General features: G+C 64.2%; 18 protein-coding genes. 13 read left to right on the plus strand and 5 right to left on the minus strand.

Annotation, left to right across the window (positions count from 1 at the left end):
* Positions 1 to 103 precede the first annotated feature (103 nt).
* From QK287_RS11610 to QK287_RS11650, 9 genes are all read left to right on the plus strand, one after another.
* On the plus strand, positions 104 to 1,378 hold the full coding sequence (locus QK287_RS11610; protein WP_282360134.1) for an alpha-hydroxy acid oxidase: 1,275 nt from the start codon (positions 104 to 106) through the stop codon (positions 1,376 to 1,378).
* A 78-nt stretch (positions 1,379 to 1,456) separates the two neighbouring features.
* A complete protein-coding gene (locus tag QK287_RS11615) occupies positions 1,457 to 2,359 on the plus strand; it encodes an ABC transporter substrate-binding protein (protein ID WP_226774095.1) in 903 nt (300 codons plus the stop codon).
* A 6-nt stretch (positions 2,360 to 2,365) separates the two neighbouring features.
* Complete coding sequence (locus tag QK287_RS11620; protein WP_226774094.1) at positions 2,366 to 3,406, plus strand: amino acid ABC transporter permease; 1,041 nt, start codon at positions 2,366 to 2,368, stop codon at positions 3,404 to 3,406.
* Positions 3,403 to 4,170, plus strand: a complete 768-nt coding sequence (locus QK287_RS11625) for an amino acid ABC transporter ATP-binding protein (protein WP_282360136.1) — start codon at positions 3,403 to 3,405, stop codon at positions 4,168 to 4,170. The genes QK287_RS11620 and QK287_RS11625 overlap by 4 nt, the downstream gene beginning before the upstream one ends.
* 47 nt (positions 4,171 to 4,217) lie before the next feature.
* Positions 4,218 to 5,585: an MFS transporter gene (locus tag QK287_RS11630; protein ID WP_282360138.1), complete on the plus strand. Its 1,368-nt coding sequence runs from the start codon at positions 4,218 to 4,220 to the stop codon at positions 5,583 to 5,585.
* 229 nt (positions 5,586 to 5,814) lie between these two features.
* The gene (locus QK287_RS11635; RefSeq protein WP_282360140.1) at positions 5,815 to 7,341 is read left to right on the plus strand and encodes a glycosyltransferase family 2 protein; all 1,527 of its coding nucleotides are present in this window, start codon (positions 5,815 to 5,817) and stop codon (positions 7,339 to 7,341) included.
* A complete protein-coding gene (locus tag QK287_RS11640; RefSeq protein WP_282360141.1) occupies positions 7,338 to 7,580 on the plus strand; it encodes a hypothetical protein in 243 nt (80 codons plus the stop codon). The genes QK287_RS11635 and QK287_RS11640 overlap by 4 nt, the downstream gene beginning before the upstream one ends.
* A gap of 105 nt (positions 7,581 to 7,685) precedes the next feature.
* Positions 7,686 to 8,519: an alpha/beta hydrolase gene (locus tag QK287_RS11645; protein ID WP_282360143.1), complete on the plus strand. Its 834-nt coding sequence runs from the start codon at positions 7,686 to 7,688 to the stop codon at positions 8,517 to 8,519.
* The gene (locus tag QK287_RS11650) at positions 8,516 to 9,499 is read left to right on the plus strand and encodes a sensor domain-containing diguanylate cyclase (protein ID WP_282360144.1); all 984 of its coding nucleotides are present in this window, start codon (positions 8,516 to 8,518) and stop codon (positions 9,497 to 9,499) included. The genes QK287_RS11645 and QK287_RS11650 overlap by 4 nt, the downstream gene beginning before the upstream one ends.
* Positions 9,500 to 9,533: 34 nt before the next feature.
* Here QK287_RS11650 and QK287_RS11655 read toward each other — a convergent pair whose 3' ends face one another.
* The 4 genes from QK287_RS11655 to QK287_RS11670 all read right to left on the minus strand — a co-directional run bounded on the left by QK287_RS11655 (position 9,534) and on the right by QK287_RS11670 (position 13,533).
* A complete protein-coding gene (locus tag QK287_RS11655) occupies positions 9,534 to 10,730 on the minus strand; it encodes a TerC family protein (protein WP_282360145.1) in 1,197 nt (398 codons plus the stop codon).
* A gap of 212 nt (positions 10,731 to 10,942) precedes the next feature.
* Positions 10,943 to 12,025, minus strand: a complete 1,083-nt coding sequence (locus tag QK287_RS11660) for a glycerophosphodiester phosphodiesterase family protein (RefSeq protein ID WP_282360147.1) — start codon at positions 12,023 to 12,025, stop codon at positions 10,943 to 10,945.
* 138 nt (positions 12,026 to 12,163) lie between these two features.
* Positions 12,164 to 12,748 (minus strand): histidine phosphatase family protein, encoded by a 585-nt coding sequence (locus QK287_RS11665; protein WP_282360148.1) that lies wholly within the window; start codon positions 12,746 to 12,748, stop codon positions 12,164 to 12,166.
* On the minus strand, positions 12,745 to 13,533 hold the full coding sequence (locus QK287_RS11670) for a DinB family protein (RefSeq protein ID WP_282360149.1): 789 nt from the start codon (positions 13,531 to 13,533) through the stop codon (positions 12,745 to 12,747). The genes QK287_RS11665 and QK287_RS11670 overlap by 4 nt, the downstream gene beginning before the upstream one ends.
* A 441-nt stretch (positions 13,534 to 13,974) precedes the next feature.
* Here QK287_RS11670 and QK287_RS11675 point away from each other — a divergent pair, with 441 nt between their 5' ends.
* The gene (locus tag QK287_RS11675; RefSeq protein ID WP_282360150.1) at positions 13,975 to 14,355 is read left to right on the plus strand and encodes a VOC family protein; all 381 of its coding nucleotides are present in this window, start codon (positions 13,975 to 13,977) and stop codon (positions 14,353 to 14,355) included.
* Positions 14,356 to 14,565: 210 nt separating this feature from the next.
* Here the strand turns inward: QK287_RS11675 and QK287_RS11680 are convergent, their stop codons facing one another.
* Positions 14,566 to 15,447 carry a potassium channel family protein gene (locus QK287_RS11680; protein ID WP_282360151.1) on the minus strand — a complete coding sequence of 294 codons (882 nt, stop codon included), beginning with the start codon at positions 15,445 to 15,447 and terminating at the stop codon, positions 14,566 to 14,568.
* 497 nt (positions 15,448 to 15,944) lie between these two features.
* Between QK287_RS11680 and QK287_RS11685 the strand changes: the two genes are divergently transcribed.
* The 3 genes from QK287_RS11685 to QK287_RS11695 all read left to right on the plus strand — a co-directional run bounded on the left by QK287_RS11685 (position 15,945) and on the right by QK287_RS11695 (position 19,435).
* On the plus strand, positions 15,945 to 16,304 hold the full coding sequence (locus QK287_RS11685) for a hypothetical protein (protein WP_282360152.1): 360 nt from the start codon (positions 15,945 to 15,947) through the stop codon (positions 16,302 to 16,304).
* Positions 16,305 to 16,439: 135 nt separating this feature from the next.
* Complete coding sequence (locus tag QK287_RS11690) at positions 16,440 to 18,143, plus strand: DUF4041 domain-containing protein (RefSeq protein WP_282360154.1); 1,704 nt, start codon at positions 16,440 to 16,442, stop codon at positions 18,141 to 18,143.
* On the plus strand, positions 18,143 to 19,435 hold the full coding sequence (locus QK287_RS11695) for a DUF2510 domain-containing protein (RefSeq protein WP_282360155.1): 1,293 nt from the start codon (positions 18,143 to 18,145) through the stop codon (positions 19,433 to 19,435). Before QK287_RS11690 ends, QK287_RS11695 begins: the two co-directional genes overlap by 1 nt.
* The last annotated feature ends 2 nt before the right edge of the window (positions 19,436 to 19,437 follow it).

Raw genomic sequence — 19,437 nt, forward strand, 5'->3', positions numbered from 1 at the left:
TACTAATGAAGATTCCCTAAATTTGTCGGAATCTCCATAGTGGCACAGGAATGGGCTTTCTACGCTGAACCATAACGCAGGACAGCGACAGGAAAGGCCCTTCTTGAAGATCAGCGACGCCAGGCAGCTTATCCAGGTGAAGGCCCCCGTCTTCTCACGCCGACGCCGGGTGCTGGCCAACGCCTACAACGTCGAGGAATACCGGAAGGCCGCACGGAAAGTTTTGCCTGCCGGGATCTTCGACTACCTCGACGGCGGCTCTGAGGACGAGGTGACGCTGCGGCGCAACCGCGCCGTCTTCGATTCCTGGGCACTGATGCCAAGCTGGGGCCCGGTCTCCGGGCCCGATACCAGCACGAACCTGCTCGGGAAAGCCAGCACGCTGCCCCTGACGCTGACTCCCACCGGCGCAACCCGGCTGTTCCATCCCGAAGGCGAACTCGCCGTCGCCGCGGCCGCGGAACGGGCACAGATCCCCTATGGGCTGGCCGGACTCAGCACCGTGCCGATGGAATCGATCGCGGAACGCCACCCGGACCTTGACCGCTGGTTCAACTTCGGGCTGACCTCCGACGCCCAGGCCTTAAAGAACAAACTCGCGCGCTGCGAGGCCGCGGGATTCACCACACTGATTGTCGGCGTCGACACACGGGCGCTGGGATCCCGCGAGCGGGACCTGCACAACGGCTTCACCGCCCCGCCCGCACTGACCCTTTCCGCCATCGCTGACATCGCCCGGCGGCCGTCCTGGTGGATCAACTTCCTGAAGTCGGACGGCATCAGTTTCCCCAACCTGGATCCGCGCAGTCCTGCGGCCACGTCCGTCGTCACCCCGTCCATGTGGCAACACATTTTGGGCCACTCGGACGCCACCAGCGGGTGGAAGGAACTGGTGGCCCTGCGCCAGGGATGGCACGGCAAAATCGTGCTGAAGGGGTGCGTCAACCCGGCCGACGTGGACAAGGCTGCCCGGATTGGCCTGGACGCCGTCCAGTTAAGCAACCACGGCGGCCGCCAGTTGGACCACATGCTGAGTCCCATGGATGTGCTGCAGGAATCCCGGCAACGGGTGGGCGACTCGATCGAAATCTACGTGGACTCCGGTGTCCGGCGCGGCAGCGATGTCCTCAAGGCGCTGGCCCTCGGCGCCGATGCCTGTTCGATCGGCAGGGCATACCTGTATGGCCTGGTCGCGGCGGGCTCGCCGGGTGTTGGGCGCATTATCGAGATCTTCGGTGACGAACTGCGGCGTACGATGACGTTAGTAGGCGTTTCCAGTATTCCCGAGTTGAAGGCTCGGGGCGGGGAAATTCTTCGGGATATCCGTCAGTCCGGAGGAATCCTGGAAACCACGGCGTCAACCACCTCGCACATATGAATTCTGAATAAGCAGGCAGACAGCACGCTCCCGCAGGATTGCGGGAGTTTAGAGAATCTCTGAACAGCTAAGGAAACCATGCGCACCCGTTACCTACTCCCCGTCCTCACCGTAGCCACGGCGCTCTCGCTTTCCGGCTGCGTTAACAACAGTGAACCCGCCGCCACCGGCGGGGCCTCCGGAACCGCGGACGCAATCGACGTGAAAAAGAGTGACACGATTGCAGCGATGCTCCCGGAGAAAATCAAGAGCGCAGGCGTGCTTAATGTCGGCATGGCAAACAATTACCCGCCCAACGAATTCAAGGACGACAACGGGGCGCCGGCCGGCTGGTCAGTGGACCTCACCAACGCCCTGGGGAAGGTGATGGGCTTAAAGGTCAACTTTGATATCGGCACCTTCGACAACATCCTTCCCGCCGTCCGCGCGGGAAAAGATGACATGGGCATGTCCTCCTTTACTGACACGCTGGAACGCGAAAAGCAGGTGGATTTTGTGAACTACTACTCCGCCGGAATCCAGTGGGCGGCCCCGAAGGGCAAAACGGTCGACCCTAACGACGCCTGCGGGCTCAAGGTTGCTGTCCAGGCCACCACCTACGAGGACACCCACGAAGTGCCCGCCAAGTCCAAGGCCTGCACCGACGCCGGAAAGCCGGCCATCACCATCTTCAAATACGACGCGCAGGACCAGGCGACCAACGCCCTGGTGGTCGGTCAGGTCGACGCCATGAGCGCCGATTCACCAGTGACTCTCTACGCGATCTCCAAGACCAAGGACAAGCTGCAGACCGCGGGCACCGCCTTCGAGGTGGCACCCTACGGCATACCCGTGGCACAGGGCAGCGAATTTACGCCGGTCCTGCAAAAGGCCCTCCAGTCGTTGATCGATGACGGCTCGTACAACAAGATCCTGTCCAAGTGGGGAGTGGAAGCCGGCGGAATCAAGACGGCGGCACTCAACGTGGCAGCCAAAGGGTGATAGCACATGAGCGAACCGGAACCCGGCCGGATGGTTGAGGCGGAGCCCGGCGGGCAAACGGAACCGGGCAGGACGCCGCGGGCCGGCAGAACCCGAACCGACGACGGCGGAGCGCCGCCGGAGGAGATCGTCGCAATCCCGCTGCGCCATCCCTGGCGGATCCTGGTGGCGGTGCTCCTGGTCCTGGGCCTGGCGGTCTTTGTCCTGGACGCCGCCCAACGCTCGGACTATGGCTGGCCCGACGTCGGCAAATTCATCTTTGACCGCCGGATCAGCCAGGCAGCCTGGGTGACCTTGTGGCTGACCGTTTATGCCATGATCGGCGCGATCGTCATCGGCTTGTTGCTGGCCATCATGCGGCTCTCACCAAACCCCGTGCTGAAGAGTATTGCCTGGCTGTACATCTGGATTTTCCGGGGGACCCCGGTATACGTGCAGCTGGTCTTCTGGGGCATCGTGTCCTTGATCTATCCGGTGTTCACACTGGGTATTCCGTTTACGGAACCGTGGGTCACCATCCCCAACGAGATCTTCACCAACCTCTTTATCACCGCCGTGATCGGACTGGCACTCAACGAGGCCGCCTACATGTCCGAGATTGTGCGCGCCGGGCTGCTCTCAGTGGACGAGGGGCAGGCGGAAGCCTCGACGGCGCTGGCGATGTCCTGGGGGCAGACGATGCGGTTTGTGGTGGTTCCGCAGGCGATGAAGATCATCATTCCGCCCACCGGCAACGAGGTGATTTCGATGCTCAAAACCACTTCACTGGTGGCGGCGATCCCGTTGAGCATTGACCTCTACGGGGTGTCGCGCGGTATTTCCGCGGTGACCTTCACACCAGTGCCGCTGCTGATTGTGGCCTCCCTCTGGTACTTGCTCTTCACTTCCGTTTTGATGGTGGGCCAGCACTTCATTGAAAAGAGGTTCTCCCGCGGCACCGGTCGGCTGAAAACGGGCAAGGGACCGTCGACGCCGGAACCGGCACCGACGGCGGTCCCCGGTATACCGGGCGCACCGCTCGGCACGGACTTTGGCGGAAAAGGATGACGGACATGCCCATGGTCCTGGCGGAGCGGGTCTCCAAGAATTTCGGCACCAACAAGGTGCTGCGCGGGATCAGCCTGGCGGTCGATCCCGGCGAGGTGCTGTGCATTGTGGGCCCCAGCGGGTCCGGCAAGTCGACGTTCCTGCGCTGCATCAACCACCTGGAGCGGGTGGACGGCGGCCGGCTGTCAGTGGACGGACAACTGGTTGGCTACCGGCAAAAGGGGGACAAGCTCTACGAACTCAAGCTCAAGGAGGCAGCCTTCCAACGCCAGGAAATCGGAATGGTGTTCCAGCGCTTTAACCTTTTCCCCCACCTGACCGCCGTGGAGAACATCACCCTGGCCCCCATTCGGGTGAAGGGCTTGTCCAAGTCCAAGGCCACCGAGCGGGCCAGGGAGCTGCTGGACCGGGTGGGGCTTGGCGACAGGGCGGACGCCTATCCGGCGCACCTGTCCGGTGGCCAGCAGCAGCGTGTGGCCATCGCCCGTGCGCTGGCCATGGACCCCAAGCTGATGCTCTTCGACGAACCGACAAGTGCCCTGGATCCGGAACTGGTGGGCGAGGTGCTCGACGTGATGAAGGAACTGGCCAGGACCGGCATGACCATGATCGTGGTGACCCATGAGATGGGGTTCGCCCGCGAGGTGGCAGACACGCTGGTCTTTATGGACGAAGGTGTGGTGGTCGAAGCCGGGCCACCGCGTCAGATCCTAAGCGATCCGCAGCATGACCGGACCAAGGCGTTCCTGTCCAAGGTCCTCTGACGCGTCACGGAGTTCCGGCACCGCACGCGGTAGGACAGACTGTTGCCGTGAGCAACTCTCCCCGGACCGGCCTGGCCGTCGCAGGCTTGAGCCTGGGTACTGCACTGAACCCGCTGAACTCCTCGATGATCGCCGTCGCCCTGGTGGTGCTGCGTGCGGATTTCGCGCTCGACGTCGCCACCGTCACCTGGGTGATTACCGCGTTCTACCTCACCTCCGCGGCCGGCCAGCCGCTGATGGGCCGTCTTGCCGACCGTTTCGGTCCGCGCCGGCTTTTCCTGCTGGGCATGGCGCTGGTGGCGGTGACCTGCGCACTGGCTCCCTTTGCCCCGAATTTCGCCCTGCTTTGTGTTGCCAGGGCCGTTATGGCCCTTGGCACGGCGACGGCCTACCCGAGCGCCGTGGTGATGGTGGGGGCATTGGCCCGTCAGGCGCACGTGAAGTCGACCCGGCCGCTGGGCCGCATCCAGATGGCGAATACCTCGGCGGCTGCTGTCGGACCGGTGGTGGGCGGTCTTTTGGTGGGTTTTGTGGGCTGGCAGGCACTTTTCCTGATCAACGTTCCGTTGGCCGTCGCGGCGATCCTCCTGGTCCGGCGGTTTGCTCCGCCGGACGGGGAACGCGAGAGCGGCCGGGCCGTCGAGCTGCTGCGGGACTCGGACGTCCCCGGCGTCCTGGCCTTCGTCGGCTCCATGGTCCTGGTGATGATGGCGCTGCTGAACGTGCTGCCGGACCACCGCTGGTGGCTGCTTGCCGCCGGCACCGGCCTAGCAGTGCTGTTCGTCTGGCGGGAGCTGCGCTTTGCCACCCCGTTCCTGGATTTGCGCTTGTTGGGACGCAACCGCCCGCTGCTGCTCGTTTACCTGGGGTTTGCCCTGTTCAGCGGCGTCTACTACTTCGCCTTCTTTGGCTTGCCTCAGCTGTTGCAGGAAGCCGGGGGGTACAGCCCCGGAATGGTAGGCCTGCTGATGCTGCCGCTGGCGGCGATGTCGGTGGTGGTCACACCCGTCGCCGTCCGCGCGATTGACCGCTTTGGGGTCAAGCGTGTGCTGATTGCCGGCGTTGTGCTCCTGGTGACAGCGTCGGGGATGATGTGGCTGCTGACCGGCTCGTTCGCCATCCCGCTGGTCCTGGCCCTGACAGCACTGCTGGGTGTGCCCTACGGGGTGGTCGGCATCGCTTCGAGCCAGGGCATGTATGTGTCCACCCGGGCAGAGGAGCGGGGGGTGGCTGCGGGGATATTCCAGACCTGCCGGTACCTCGGGGCGATCATGGCTACCGTGCTGATCGGCGTCTTTTACGGCACCGGGGTGAACCAGGCTAACTGGGGACTGATGGTCTTTGTGATGCTGGGCCTGGGTGCGGTGGTGTTTGCCGTCTCGCTGTTGTGGCGGGAACGAACCTTACCGGGGTGAACGTGACGGAAATACGCGGAAATACTGCGGCAGATGACAACCTTCGCCGGTAGGATGACAACAATCGACAAGCTGACCGGCGGTGGTGGTTGGATGTCACGGTGGCGTAACAACACGGCGTACGCACCATCCGCCGGAGCCGATGGCACCGAACGGTTTAGGCAGCAGCTGGGTCTGCCGGGACGCTGATCCTGTTGGAGATTGACTGTTTAGGTGGCTGGAGCCAAACATGACAAAAAACCGTGAACCCCGTGACCGCGACCGGAGGCCCCGCAAGCGCCGGTCCCCGGAAGCCGGCGGGAGCAGTTCCCGCTCCGCCGGCCTGCTGATCGCGGGGTCCGTTGTTGCGGCGGCTGCCGCGCTCCTGACGTTGGTGTCAGCGGGCGGCGCCATGTCCTCCGAGGCGCCGGTTGAAGGGCTCGTCTTCGGGCTCTGGAAAGTGCTCTACGCCACCGAAGCCCCGGCGCCGCGGGTGATTACCGCCGCGATCGCCGTCGCCCTGGCCCTCGCGGCCGGGGTGGCACTGCTGGAGCAACGGATCGGTAACCGCAGCCGCCGCTCGCTGAACATCAACACCAAACCCTTGGCGCCCAAAGTCATTATGGCGGCGACGCGCGGAGTCTACGCCGGACCGGTCACGGTCACCGTACTTATCCCCGCCCACAACGAGGAAGCCTCGCTGCCGCTGACCCTGGCGTCACTGATGGACCAGTCGCACCCGCCCGAAAAGATCATCGTTGTTGCGGACAACTGCACCGACGGATCCGTGGCTGCCTGCCGGGCTGCCGGCGTCGAAGTCTTCGAAACAGTGGGGAACACCCACAAAAAGGGCGGCGCGCTGAACCAGGTGCTGAGCCAGGTCCTGCCCGGGCTGGGGGACAACGACGTTGTGATGATTATGGACGCCGACACCCAGCTCGACGACGGATTCCTGGAATCCGCGGTCCGCCGGCTCAGCCAGGACCGGGCCCTGATGGCCGTGGGCGGCCTCTTCTACGGTGAGGAAGGCCACGGCATGCTGGGCCAGTTCCAGCGCAATGAATACGTCCGTTACGCCCGGGACATGCGACGGCGGCGGGGCCGGGTGTTTGTTTTGACCGGCACCGCCTCGGTATTCCGCCCGGCGGCGCTGCGGGCGGTGGCGCAAGGCCGCGGGTTGTCCCTGCCCGGTAAGCACGGGGACGTCTATGACACGGCGGCACTGACAGAGGACAACGAGCTGACGATTGCGCTGAAGTCGCTCGGCGGACTGATGATTTCACCGCAGGAATGCACTGTGGTCACCGAGCTGATGCCCACGTGGCGCACCCTCTGGGCGCAGCGGCTGCGCTGGCAGCGCGGCGCCTTGGAGAACCTCGGGGCCTACGGGATCACGCCGCAGACCATGCGGTATTGGGCGCAGCAGCTCGGTATTGGCTATGGTGTGATCGCCCTGGGGTCCTACCTGCTGTTGATAATGCTGATGCTGCTTGCCCTGGACGAGTGGGTCTGGTTTCCCTTCTGGCTGGGCCTGGGGGCGATTTTCACCGTAGAACGTGTGGTGACGGTGTGGCGGGCCGGCTGGCGTGGAAGGCTGCTGGCGGTGCTGATCTTCCCGGAACTGATCTTTGATATGTACCTGAACTTCGTCTACGTCAAGGGTGTCATCGATCTGTCCGTGGGGCGGCAGGCTGCATGGAAGCACGTGCAGCACCCGGCGTCGTCCGCCGCAGCAAGAACCGCCGCCATGCCCACCACCCCGGGGAGCCACCCATGATCAACATCCACCTGACGGTCCCGGCGGGCATCCTGCTGCCGCATGCACTGCTCGAAAGCGATGCCTTCGCGGCCTTGGCGGCGTTTGTGGCCATCAACACCGTGATGTACGTGGCCTTGGCGGTGGCTAAGATCCTGCCGAAGGTCTACGTTTCGGACTGGATCCGGCGCAGCAATGAGCGCTCCGAACCTCGGGGCATCAATCCGGAGAATGCAACGAACGCTCCTTCCAAGGGCTAGCATTTTCGAGGGCCGTACTTCGCATCGAAGCATCCGGCTAACTTGGCCCGGCGACTGGGGTGATCCGGACCTCCCTTCCCATCAGACAGGCGGCACCACCGGGCCATGACGGTTTCAGCACGCAGCAACGTCCAGATCACCGGACCCGAGCAGGGTCCGGTACTGATGTTCGCCCACGGATTTGGCACCGATCAAAAGATGTGGGGAAAGGTCCTGCCCTATTTCACGGACACCTACCGGGTGGTGCTTTTTGACCACATGGGATCCGGCGGGTCTGACAAAGGCGCCTATGATGCCGGGAAGTACTCCAGCATCGGCCCCTACGTCACGGACCTGCTGAACATCTGCACGGAACTGGACCTGCGCGAGGTGACCCTCGTGGGCCACAGTGTGGGCTCCATGATGGCCATCGAGGCCGCCGCCCGCGAGGCCACCGCCGCGAACGAGAACGGGGGCCCGCGGCTGAGCCGGCTGGTGCTGCTGACGGCGTCGCCCAGCTACCTGGATCACCCCGACGACGGGTACACCGGCGGCTTCACCAGCGACGAGCTCGATGAACTGTTTGAATCCCTCGACGCCAATTACCTGGTCTGGGCCAACTCGATGGCTCCGGTGTTTTTGAACAATCCGGAAGCCGCCGAACTCGGTGCCGAAATCCGGGGCAGCTTCGGCCGGATCACCCCCGCGGTGGGCCGTGACTTCGCCCGGGTGGCGTTCCTGTCCGACGTCCGGCACCGGCTGGCCGACGTCGGGATCCCGGTCCTGATCCTGCAGACCACTGACGACGTGGTGACCCCGGCGCACATCGGTGAGTACCTGCTCGAACGGCTGCCGCAAGGCACACTCAAAACCCTGGCCGCCAAGGGCCACTTCCCGCAGGCCAGCGCGCCCGAGGAGACAGCGGCCGCCATCCTCGGCTACCTGCAGAGCGGCACGTGAACGCCGCGCCGGAGCCCCAGCCGGCAGGCCGCACGGATTTCGTGGCGCTGTTCCATGCTGCGCCGGCCGGGTATCTGCTGACCCTGCCGGACGGGACCATTGTGGAGGCGAACCGGACGCTCTGCGACTGGACCGGCAAATCCCGCGCCGAGCTGGTGGGCTCCAGTGTGCTGCGGCTGATGCCGGCCGGTGACCGGATTATGTACCTGACCCACGCGATGCCGGAGTTGGACGCCACCGGGGTGCTGACCGAACTCTCCGTCCAGATCATTGGCGCCAACGGCACCCGGCTGCCGGTACTTCTGGCTGCTGCGCGCTCCCGCACGGCGGCGAATGCGCCCGAGCTGGACCGCATCGTCCTCTTCAGCGCCCCGGAACGCCGGCTCTACGAGCGTGAACTCGCGGCGGCGATGCGTAAGCTCGAGGCCGCCGAGGCGGACCGGGCACGGCTGCTGGCGGAAGCACGGTACGCGGCGATGCATGATTCGCTGACCGGACTGCCGAACCGGGCGTTGTTCGATGACCGGCTGGGGATGGCCCTGGCGGCCGCAATGCACGGCGGCGGGGAGGTAGGCCTGCTGTTCTGCGACGTCAACGGCTTCAAGACCGTCAATGACTCAATGGGCCACGCCGCCGGTGACCAGGTTCTCTGCCAGGTTGCCGCGCGGCTGGCCGGAGCGATCCGCGGCGTCGACACGGCCGCGCGCTACAGCGGCGACGAATTCGTGGTGCTGGTCGCCGGTCCGGCCACCGTCGACGATGTGGAACGAGTGGCGTTGCGGGTACTGGATTCGCTGGCACCGCCCGTTTTGGTCGACGGGGCCGAACTGCAGGTGGGACTTGCCATCGGCGTGGCGATCAGCCAGGGAGACACCGAATCGGCGGAGGAGTTGCTGCGCCGGGCCGATGCCGATATGTACGCCTCAAAGACCCGCAGCAGGCACGGACAGCCGACGCTATTGTCCCGCCGGCTGTCCTAGCGGCCTTTTGCCCGCACCGCACCGGCTGCTGGGTTTAGCCGCGGGCGTTCCGTTCCAGGGCCTTGTCGTGCTCGGCATGGGCGCGGTGGAGGAGATCCAGGAACTCGGTTTCATGGTGGATGAGCCGCTTGTACTTCTCCGGCAGCGTCCGCAGTTGCTCTTCTTCGCTGACCATCTTGGTGAAGATCGCGTCCCGTTCCGCGATGTCGGTTTCGTAGCTGAGGTCCAGGTAGTCAGTGGCGTGCCGTTTGGCGCCGGAGACCGCGTTCTTGGCCTTGCCCTTGGGGCTGAAGATGGAGGCCAGGATGGTGACGGTGAGGACTCCGAGGATGACCAGCAGAGAGGCGCCGGTGCTGACCTCGAGGACGCTGACGTGTTCGCCGTCGTTGATAAACGGCAGGTTGTTCTCGTGGAGGGCGTGCAGGACGAGTTTGACGCCGATGAAGCCCAGGACGGCGGCGAGGCCGTACGAGAGGTAGATCAGCCGGTCCAGCAGCCCGTCGATCAGGAAGAACAGCTGGCGCAGCCCCATCAGCGAGAACGCGGTGGCGGTAAAGACAATATAGACGTTCTGGGTCAGGCCAAAGATGGCCGGGATCGAGTCAAGCGCAAACAGGATATCCGTCCCGCCGATGGCCACCATCACCAGGAGCATCGGGGTGAGGACGCGTTTGCCGTTGACGAGCGTGAACATTTTGTCGCCGTCGTAGTGCGAGGACGCGGGCAGGAATTTCTTGGCCAGACGGACGATCAGCCCGTCGGAGTCGTCATCGTGCGAATCCGGCCGCAGCAGGTTGCCGGCCGTGAGCAGCAGGATAAGGCCGAAGATGTAGAACACCCAGGAGAAGCTGTTGATCAGGGCGGCGCCGAGGAAGATGAACGCCGTGCGCGCAATCAGCGAGAAGACGATCCCGAACAGCAGCACCTTCTGCTGATCGGCGCGGGGCACCCGGAAACTGGCCATAATGATGAGGAAGACGAAGAGATTATCGACCGAGAGGGCCTTCTCCGTGACGTAACCGGCGAAGTACTCCGTGCCCATGGTGGCACCGCCGAAAACCAGAACACCAACGCCGAACAGCAGGGCGATGCTGACGTAGATCGATGACCAGATGGCCGACTCCCTGAGGGTGGGGGTGTGGGCCTTGCGTACGTGGAAGAAGAAGTCGAAGGCCAGCAGGCCCACTATTCCGATGATCGTGAATATCCAAACAATGGCGGGGACTTGCATGGTGCCTCATTTTTGTGTCGGCCGGTGTGGTCGGCGGGGGGCTGGTCACCTAACGAACGAACGTCGCGCTCGCGAAGTGCCGGGATCCCTCAAACTTAGCGCCAATGACGCTTAGACGCCCGCTTTGCTTACGCGGGCGACCGCCGGGATGCGGCCAGCCCCGGGACGCGGGCGGCCCCGGGATGCGGCCGGCCGCCGCCGTTGTAGTTCCGCTAGAGCTTCGGCGAGTAGGCCTTCGGGAGCTTCGTTCCGCGCTCTTCCATGACGGTGCGCAGCCGGGTGGGGTAGTCGCTGATGATGCCGTCGACGCCGAGGTCCATCAGCCGGTTGATATCAGCAGTGGTGTTGACCGTCCAGGGGATGACCGGCAGTCCGAGACCGTGGGCCTCCGTGATCATTCCGGGGGTGACGGAACGGAACGCGGGGGAGATGGCGTTGTAGCCCTGGGCCGCGGCGGCCTGGGCGAGGGATCCGCCGTAGCTGTCGATGTCGATGCCGCCGAGATTGGGGCTGGCGCCGGGCCGGCCGACCTCAAGCCAGGCGTCGCCGCTGGAGAGGGCAACCAGCGGCAGTTCCGGGGCGATTTTTTTGGTCAGGTTCAGCGAGGACCAGTCGAATGACTGCACGGTGCTTCGCTCCGCCATGCCGGAGGCCTGGATCTCCGCGACCACGGCCTTGGTCAGGGCCACCATGCCCGCGCCGCCGGACTTCCCGTCCTCCACCTTGGTCTCGATGTTGAAGCGGACCTTTTTGGCGTTGGCGTCGCGGACCAGCCCAAACACGTCCTTGAGTTCGGCGATCCGGTTGCCCTCGACCACGTCCTGTTCGGGGAACCCTTTGAGCTGGGTGAACCCGCAGTCAAGTGTTTTGATCTGGGCGAGCGACAGTTCGGCAACCCGGTCGCCGACATACGGGAAGCCGGCGTCGCCCGGCGTGGCCGGGGCGGTGTCCTGGCACTTGTCTGCCTGGATGGTGTCGTCGTGCCAGACGATGATCTTGCCGTCGCTGGTGAGGTGGGTGTCCAGTTCCAGGGTGGTCACGCCCAGCGCCAGCGAGTTGGCGAAGGCAGCCAGGGATTCCTCGGTCCACTCGCCGCGGCCTCCGCGGTGTGCCTGGAGGTCAAAGGACCCGTTGCGCTCGTTCGTTTTCGTCTCGGATGTGCCGGTTCCGGCAGCGTTCGATGTCGGCGCGGAGGCAGCTTCAGCCGGTGAAGTCGCGGCTGGAGCGGCGACGGCGGGGCTCGCCAGGGAGGCGATGAGTGCGGCGGCGGCCGCGGCAGTCAGGACTGTGCGCATGGTGGTGGTTCCTCCTGGGTGCCGGCGCTGCGCCGGCGACCCGACAACCTTAGGGAAGGAACATGGACTGGTGTCCTCGGGGGACTGGACCGCGGGTGAACAGTTCGTCGCCGGTGCCGGCCGCCGGCGGTGCGGAGCTCAGCTCAGCGCCGCGGCCGTCACCGGTGCGCCGTTGAGGTATTCGAGCTGCCAGCCGTCGGCCGGGTGGTGGTGGGCCAGGTTCAGCGCGGCGTTGTTGATGCGCTCCAGCTGGCGTCCGATCGCACGGTTCAGGCTCAGCCGGATCAGTGTGCCGTGGGCGACTACCAGGATGCGCCCGCCGCGGAATTCCTCGGCCAGGGTTTCCAGCGCCAGGAGTCCGCGCCTTGCCGCCTGGTCCTCAGTCTCGGCGCCACGGAATCCACCGGGGATGCGCAGGGCCTCCAGTTCGGGCCCGTCCTGCAGGCCCTCAGCGTCGCCGAAGCTGCGCTCGGCGAGTTCGGGAACATGGCGGTCGACGGCGAGCCCCAGCCCGCCGGCGATCAGCTCCGCGGTTTCCGCGGCCCGGCTCAGCGGCGAGGACACCACCGCATCCCACTTATAGCCGGACACCACGGCGACGGCGTCCCGGGCCTGGCCGCGGCCGACGTCGTTGAGCGGAATGTCGGTGGCTCCCTGCAGCCGGCGCTGCGCATTCCAGTCGGTCTGGCCATGACGGATGAGCGCGAACGTTGTGAGGGTCATGGTTCCATTCTGCCGTTCGCGGGGGCTGGGGTGGGAATCGCCGCCTCGATCACGTCCAGGTCACGGACGGCGTAGCGGAGGTGCTCCCATTCCTCGGCGAAGATCGTATGCAGGCAGGCGAGTACCGTCTCGGCTTGCCCGGGGGCCCAGGGGTTCGTGCGGGCCCCGGACAGCTGCTCCTGGGTGAGCGCGGCGAGGTAGTTGCGCACCATGGCCTGCCGGCCGGCGCGCACCTCCAGCACCTGCTGGTAGGAGGGTGCGTCCGGGGTGAAGACCGAGGTGTCGTAGCCGTCGGATGCGTATTCCACGTTCGGCTGACCGAGCCGGTGATAGGGCTGATCGATTTCCAGGATTGCCTTGCGAAGCCACGTGTCGGTGGCCATCACCAGATGCCGGAGTGTCTGGGCGAAGGACCACTCACCATCCACCGAGATATCCACCGTGCCCGTCGGCATGGCCGCGGCCCGCTCCAGCGTGGCCGCCCAGGTTCGCTCCAGCACCGTCCACGACGCACGAAGACCGTCGGGGTCAGCTGCGCGTCTTTCGGCGCGGCCGGGAAAGCGGCGGTTCAGTTCGGCCTCGACAAGCGGGACGACGTCGACGCCGTTGACCAGCAGGGCGTCTACGCCATCGAAGAGCCACGGCGCATCGATCTCCGCCCCGGCCACGTCCACCCCGCGCAGCACGGCGCCGGACAGGTCGGAGCGGACGAACCGGGCTCCGCGCAGGTTCACGTCGGTGAATTCTGCGCCGCGGAGGTCATCGGACTGACTGAAAGCTGCCATGGCAGCACTCTGCCACGCTTGGCCCAGCAGCGCAGCAGCAGACGGCGTTGTCAGGTGCGACTACCTAATACCGCCTGCAAGTTATCGAACGACTCGGTCCATCCGTTGCGGTGCAAGGTCGACGACGGTTTCCCGGTCGCCTGGGGGAGCATCGGGCGTGCTGACGGAAGCGGCGCGGCCGGCACGGCGGCCCTGCGCTCAGGACGTTGGCCGGGTGCCAGCCACCCATTTTCCGAAGGACCAAAGCGGTCCATAATGGCCACATAAACTTCGGGGACTCCTCGCGCTGGTGGACGGGGTGGCGCGGCGTTCAAGGGTCCCAGGTGGCCGCCCCGGCTGGGCGCAAGGGGCAGTCACGGTCTCCGGACAAGGATTCCGGAGACCGAAACCGGGGTGGGCAACGCCATCCCTGCGCTCATCAACGCACTGAAGGGAATCATCATGCTCAAGGATTCAAACATCGTTGCTGTCCTCCCCGCGAAGGACATCAACAGGGCGAAGGCGTTCTACCGGGACAAGCTGGGAATCGAACCCGACGAATCCATGGAGGACGGCAGCATTAGGTACAGCTGCGGTCAAGGAACCCGCTTCCTCGTTTACCCGACGGATAATGCCGGGTCGGCCAAGAACACCCAGATGGGCTGGGAAACGGACAATCTCGAAGGCGAGATGGAGGAACTGCGAGGCCGCGGTGTCGTCTTCGAAGACTACGATTTTCCCGGGCTGAAGACGGAGAACGGCATCGCGACGGGATCCTGGGGGAAGGCAGCCTGGTTCCTGGATAGCGAGGGCAACATCATCAACATCGCCCAGCGCGCGTAGGCCGGAGTCTGGCTCCGATCAACGACGCAGGGCAACGCTGCTGCCCGAAGCAAAGGCGAAGTGATCCGGCTTCCGCGACCAAGGCGGGAGTCGGATTCAGCTGGCTAAGAGAGACTGCATTGTCGAGGCCCCGGAGGTTGGGATGACGGGTCGGCCGACCGTGAGCCAGGCGTCGGGGCTGCAGGGCGCTACCCGCTCGCTGGTTCGTCTCTAGTTCCCGCCCCGCAGATGCCGGTGGTGCAGCTCGTAGCTGTCGAACACTTCAGAAGAGGTGGTTCCTGAATGGCCGAACTTGCCGCGGAGGACGTCCGCGAGTCCGTCCAGCGCCGCGCGGAGCATCCGGCCGGCGAACTGGAGCTCAGGGTTGTCGCTGCGCTGGGCTTCGGATGCCAGCTCCTGGGCATAGGCGACTGTGGCCGGCAAGGAGCCGCGCTGCTCGATTTCACGGAAATAGTAGGTTTCATGGAACGCAAGCAGATCGATGCTCACTAGAGATACGTTTCCGGCCATTGACTCCAGCAGCCCGGCAGCATGCGTGGGTTCCACGGCCAGCACACCGGCAGGACCCGCAGCCTCCCTGAACAAGTTAAGCTCGTGGGCAAGGGCCCGGCGGCGGTTTAGGGCCGGGTACATCTGCAGGATCCAGGTGACTGTTGCTGTCAGCAAACCGAAACCGGTGACGGCCTGGAGGGCCACGACCAGCCTGAGCAGCGGATGCGCCGGCACGATTTCGCCGAACCCCGCCGTGGAAAGCGTGACCAGGGAGATGTAGAGCGCTTCGGCGAAGTCGCCGTGCTGCGGCACCCCGGGTCCATGAATAAAGCCGGACTGCAGATGCGGCAAGTACAGCAGGGCCCAGCCTATGGCCGCGAGGCCCGCCCAGGCGCCAATGACAGCCGCCATGGCCAACGGTGCTGCGATGAAGGAGCCCCGGCCGCGCAGTTTTCTGGATACCAGCCAGAATCCGCGCATGATCGCCCGGCCCACGGGACCGGAGCCGTGGGGATAAAGGAGCGTACGAAAGACGTCGACGAGCATCAGCAGAACCAGCCCGGCCCCCAAAACCGTCCAGAGCGTATCCGCAAAGTCCATGCCTCATCTTATGGGCGGCGCCCAGGGCGCGATGATAAACTGAGGGACCCCGCAGTGCTTAGCACGACGGCGGCACCGGGTCTTGGGTGCCGACGTAGCCTGTGCGGCGGGTAGTGGCAGCCCTTGGCCACGCTAGCGTCAGCCGCGCAGCACCCAGGCGGCGTTGTTGGGCTGCAGCCAGCCGTCCTCGGCCAGCGGCGCGGCGCTGAGCAGTACGGATCCAGCCGGCAGCCTGACCGGTTCGCTCCCCATCGCGACGGCGACGAAGAAGTCCGCGCTGCGTTCGCAGATCAGCAGGTTCCCGGCTTCGACGCGCCAGGTGCCGCCGTCGTCCGCGGTGAAAGCTTCAGTCAGCGAGAAGTCGTGGTTCTGGCGTCGCCCGCTTCGTGTTCGGCCGCGGTGTCATCGTCGCAGCCCGGGAAGCATTCGCCGATGCCCCAGACACGTTCCCCGAACATCTGGCCGTTCCTGTAGAGGCTGGCGCCGAAGAGTGAGACGTGGACCAGAACCGAGCTCTTGCAGCCATGGAAGATGCCGCGAAGTTGACGGGTAACTGGATCGCCGGCACGGCCAACACTGTCGGAGAAGGCGTCGCAACGAGCGCTGTGTTAGCGGGCGCCGTGGTGGCAACCGCAGCGGACATGGTAACGCGCGCGTTCCGGAGCGTGAACATCGACGGTGATGGGATCCCAGATGAGCCCCAGGCCCTCACCGCGGTCAAGGGTGTTGGCGGCGCCATCACTGGCACGGCGGGCTCGGTCGGCGGGAGCGTCGCAGGGTTGATCAAACGGAAAATGCGCGGCGAACAGTCGGTGGGCGGGTCTGAGGCCGGTAGCGAGGAACTGGTCGAGAAGTAACCCCGGAGGTTAGTGGGCTGCGGGTCGTCGGCTATCTCCTGACTAATCCGCTGCCTAAGTTCCGGTCGATGGTGCGCCACGGCGGGAGCGGACCTCCACGCAAGAGATGTCAGTCGGTTGCTATATGGTCTGTAAATGCCGCACTCAATCCTGTCCAAAGGTGGAAATTCGACTCTGCCAGCACACACCGGCGAAAGACTGTCAGTTGAGCTTAAATGGCAGTCTTTGAGTTCTAATTCTGATGTTGACCTTTTCCTGGTCATGGTCGACGCTGGTGGGCGCGTCCCTTCCAATGAGGCAGTCGTTTTCTACAATCAGCCGCGATATCTCGAGGGCGCGGTTGAATACCTCGGCAGGACATCTGCGCGGGCTGACAGCCAAGAACATTCAGCATCGATTTCGCTGGCCCAAATCCCTGCCGTTGTTCAGCGAATCGCAATAGCGGCCAGCTTGGATTCTCAGGAACAGGTCCTGGGCCAGTTGGGAGACCTGCGCCTGTTCATAAAGTCGCCTTCCGGCGTTTCCTTCGAAGTGCCGGCAGCGGATCTGTCGAATGAGAATGTGGCAGTAATAGGCGAAATTTACCGCAGGAACGGCGAGTGGAAGATCCGCAACGTCTCGCAAGGATGGACGGGTGGTCTCGAATCCTTCCTCGACCAGCATGGGGTGGCGCTGGGCGGTGAGGTTTCACCGGATCCCGCGCCCGATCACCCACGCCGGGAACCTGACAGCCACCGTATCAATGACCTCCATGACCTGGAACACCGGATACGCGAAAAGGAGGCGGTGCTGAGAGAACTCGAATCAGCGATTATCGAAACCCGGGAGATCAAGCTCCTCCAGGATCTAGGCATCTACGAGTTCGCGCACCCGCTGGATGACGCAGTTGAATATAAGGATCGCCTGAACCTGTTGCGCGCCAACGTGAAAGAAACCGCGAAGGAGCGGGGCGTGACGGGCGCTGCAAACTGGGCAGTTAACGGGAGCCTGCAAGACGGTGCCCGGATGGTTCGCGAGCAATGCCGGCTGATGCTGCGCGCCTACAATGCCGAAGCCGACAACTGCATCCGGACAGTCCGCAGCCACAACCTTGAGCCGGCCATGGCAAGGCTGACTCGGGCGAAAGAATCCATCCAAAAACTGGGCCGCAGCATGGCCATTCAGATCACAGGGGAGTATCACGAGCTCCGTCTCGCCGAAATCCAGCTCACAGCGGACTACCACCTGAAGGTCACCGAAGAGCGGGAGACTCAGAGGGCCATCCGCGAGGAACTCCGTGAACTGGAAAAGGTCGAGCGGGAGCTCCAAAAGGCCAGGGAAAAGTTCGAAAAGGAACGCGACCAATATGAAGCGGCCCTGCAGATAGCGATCAGTAGCGGGGATGCTTCGGCCATAGCCATGATGCAGTCGCGGCTCGAACAAGCCGAACACAACCTTCGTGATATCGAAAACCGGGAAGCCAATGCCAAGGCCGGCTACGTCTACGTCATTTCGAATCTCGGTGCCTTCGGCGACCAGATTGTGAAGATCGGCATGACCCGCCGCCTTGAGCCAACGGAGCGAATCCGTGAACTCAGCGGCGCGGGGGTCCCGTTCCTCTACGACGTTCATGTTCTATTCTTCAGTGACGACGCCGCCGGTCTGGAGGGGCAACTGCACCGCGAATTCGAGGATCGCCGCGTCAATCGCGTCAACCTGCGCAGGGAGTTCTTCTACGCCACTCCGCACGAGGTCCGTGAAGCGGTGCGACGCATTGTCGGGGCCACAACACTCGAATTCAGGGAAGAAGCCGAAGCCTCAGAGTTTCGGCGCAGCATTTCAATGTCCAAGGGGGACTAGTGGGATTTAGAAAAAGCACGTCGTTCAAGGTGATGCCCGGAGTGCGCGTCCGGGTCTCCACTCACGGAGTCGGCACCTACGTGGGCGGCCGCAAGATTTCGCCCAGAAAGGTCCCAGCTTCGCCAAGGACGGGTACTGCCAGAACGTCGACGACGGCTCCGGCGCAGGCGCCGGTCCGGCCAGGGATGTTCGCGCCGAAGGAGGAGAAGGCCCTTTTTGCCTTTCTCTCCCAGCCGGATGCCTTGAACCTAGAGGAGACCGTGCTGGCACACCCGCAATACGCATTGCTCGGAAACGCTTTGCTGGGCCTGCGGCACCTCATCCACGGACAGACGGACCGGGCTGTCGAGTATCTCCGTGCCGCGCTCTCCCTGGACGGAGAAGTGGAATCGCACGCATTCACCCGGAAGTATCTCTCCAGCTACCGGCTGACGCTCGGTATCGCCGGCGGCGTCTCAGTGGAGTTGCCACTTTCGCACGATGCCGTGACTCTCGCGCTTGCCGAAGGGCTGCAGATCCAGGGTCAGACCCGGACCGCTGTGTACTACGTCGAGGCTTTGGATCCGAGCTATCCCGCCTTGTTGAGCCTGGCTGACCTTTATGTCGAACTAGAAGACTGGCATGAGGTTCTTCGACTCACCAACGGCTTCGGCGTCGATTCCGAAATCACAGCCATGCTTGCCATCTTCCGGGCCAAATCACATCTGGCACTGGGTGAACTCGTCGCAGCCAAGGAATGCATCAAGCCGCTGACGGCAAGCAAGAAGTACGGGACCGGATTGCGCTTTCAGGCCTTGGCTCTGCGCTCCGAGATCAGTCTGACAGAGGGAGCATTCGCGCGCGCCACGGCGGACCTGGAGAAGATTCTGGCCGAAGACTCCAGCCTCCCGGGCCTTCGCGAGGCGCTTGCCCGGATCCAGCGGCGCCAACAGGAAATCGAACAAGATAAATCCGATGCCATCCGGCAGAAGGCACGCGCTGCGGAGCAAAAGCGCGAGGAGGCCGAGCGTGCCAAGGAGGAGAAGCGCGCCGAAGCGGAGAGAGTCCGGGCAGAAAAAGCAGCCGCTAGAGATCGGTTGGCAGCCGAGCGGGCAGCCCCGAAGCCAGCCCTGCAGGCGGCCGTCATCGATCTGTCGTTCGATGAGGACGCCGACATTTCCGATGAGCCGGAATTAGCTCAGCCCGAAGCGGGGGGACTTGTGCCCGGCTTCTATCCCGACCCACAGGAAGTGGCGCCGTTCAGGTATTGGGACGGTTCAGCGTGGACGTCCCGAATCAGAATGAAACCGTAAGG

The sequence above is a fragment of the Arthrobacter sp. AL05 genome (assembly GCF_029960715.1).
In the GTDB taxonomy this organism is placed as follows: domain Bacteria; phylum Actinomycetota; class Actinomycetes; order Actinomycetales; family Micrococcaceae; genus Arthrobacter.

Bases quoted from the DNA above. Each gene is read 5' to 3' on its own strand.
- QK287_RS11680 (WP_282360151.1), bottom strand. From the start codon at position 15,447: ATGGACTTTGCGGATACGCTCTGGACGGTTTTGGGGGCCGGGCTGGTT.
- QK287_RS11675 (WP_282360150.1), top strand. From the start codon at position 13,975: ATGCTCAAGGATTCAAACATCGTTGCTGTCCTCCCCGCGAAGGACATC.
- QK287_RS11665 (WP_282360148.1), bottom strand. From the start codon at position 12,748: ATGACCCTCACAACGTTCGCGCTCATCCGTCATGGCCAGACCGACTGG.
- QK287_RS11640 (WP_282360141.1), top strand. From the start codon at position 7,338: ATGATCAACATCCACCTGACGGTCCCGGCGGGCATCCTGCTGCCGCAT.
- QK287_RS11615 (WP_226774095.1), top strand. From the start codon at position 1,457: ATGCGCACCCGTTACCTACTCCCCGTCCTCACCGTAGCCACGGCGCTC.
- QK287_RS11660 (WP_282360147.1), bottom strand. From the start codon at position 12,025: ATGCGCACAGTCCTGACTGCCGCGGCCGCCGCCGCACTCATCGCCTCC.
- QK287_RS11670 (WP_282360149.1), bottom strand. From the start codon at position 13,533: ATGGCAGCTTTCAGTCAGTCCGATGACCTCCGCGGCGCAGAATTCACC.
- QK287_RS11645 (WP_282360143.1), top strand. From the start codon at position 7,686: ATGACGGTTTCAGCACGCAGCAACGTCCAGATCACCGGACCCGAGCAG.
- QK287_RS11690 (WP_282360154.1), top strand. From the start codon at position 16,440: ATGCCGCACTCAATCCTGTCCAAAGGTGGAAATTCGACTCTGCCAGCA.
- QK287_RS11635 (WP_282360140.1), top strand. From the start codon at position 5,815: ATGACAAAAAACCGTGAACCCCGTGACCGCGACCGGAGGCCCCGCAAG.
- QK287_RS11625 (WP_282360136.1), top strand. From the start codon at position 3,403: ATGACGGACATGCCCATGGTCCTGGCGGAGCGGGTCTCCAAGAATTTC.
- QK287_RS11620 (WP_226774094.1), top strand. From the start codon at position 2,366: ATGAGCGAACCGGAACCCGGCCGGATGGTTGAGGCGGAGCCCGGCGGG.
- QK287_RS11655 (WP_282360145.1), bottom strand. From the start codon at position 10,730: ATGCAAGTCCCCGCCATTGTTTGGATATTCACGATCATCGGAATAGTG.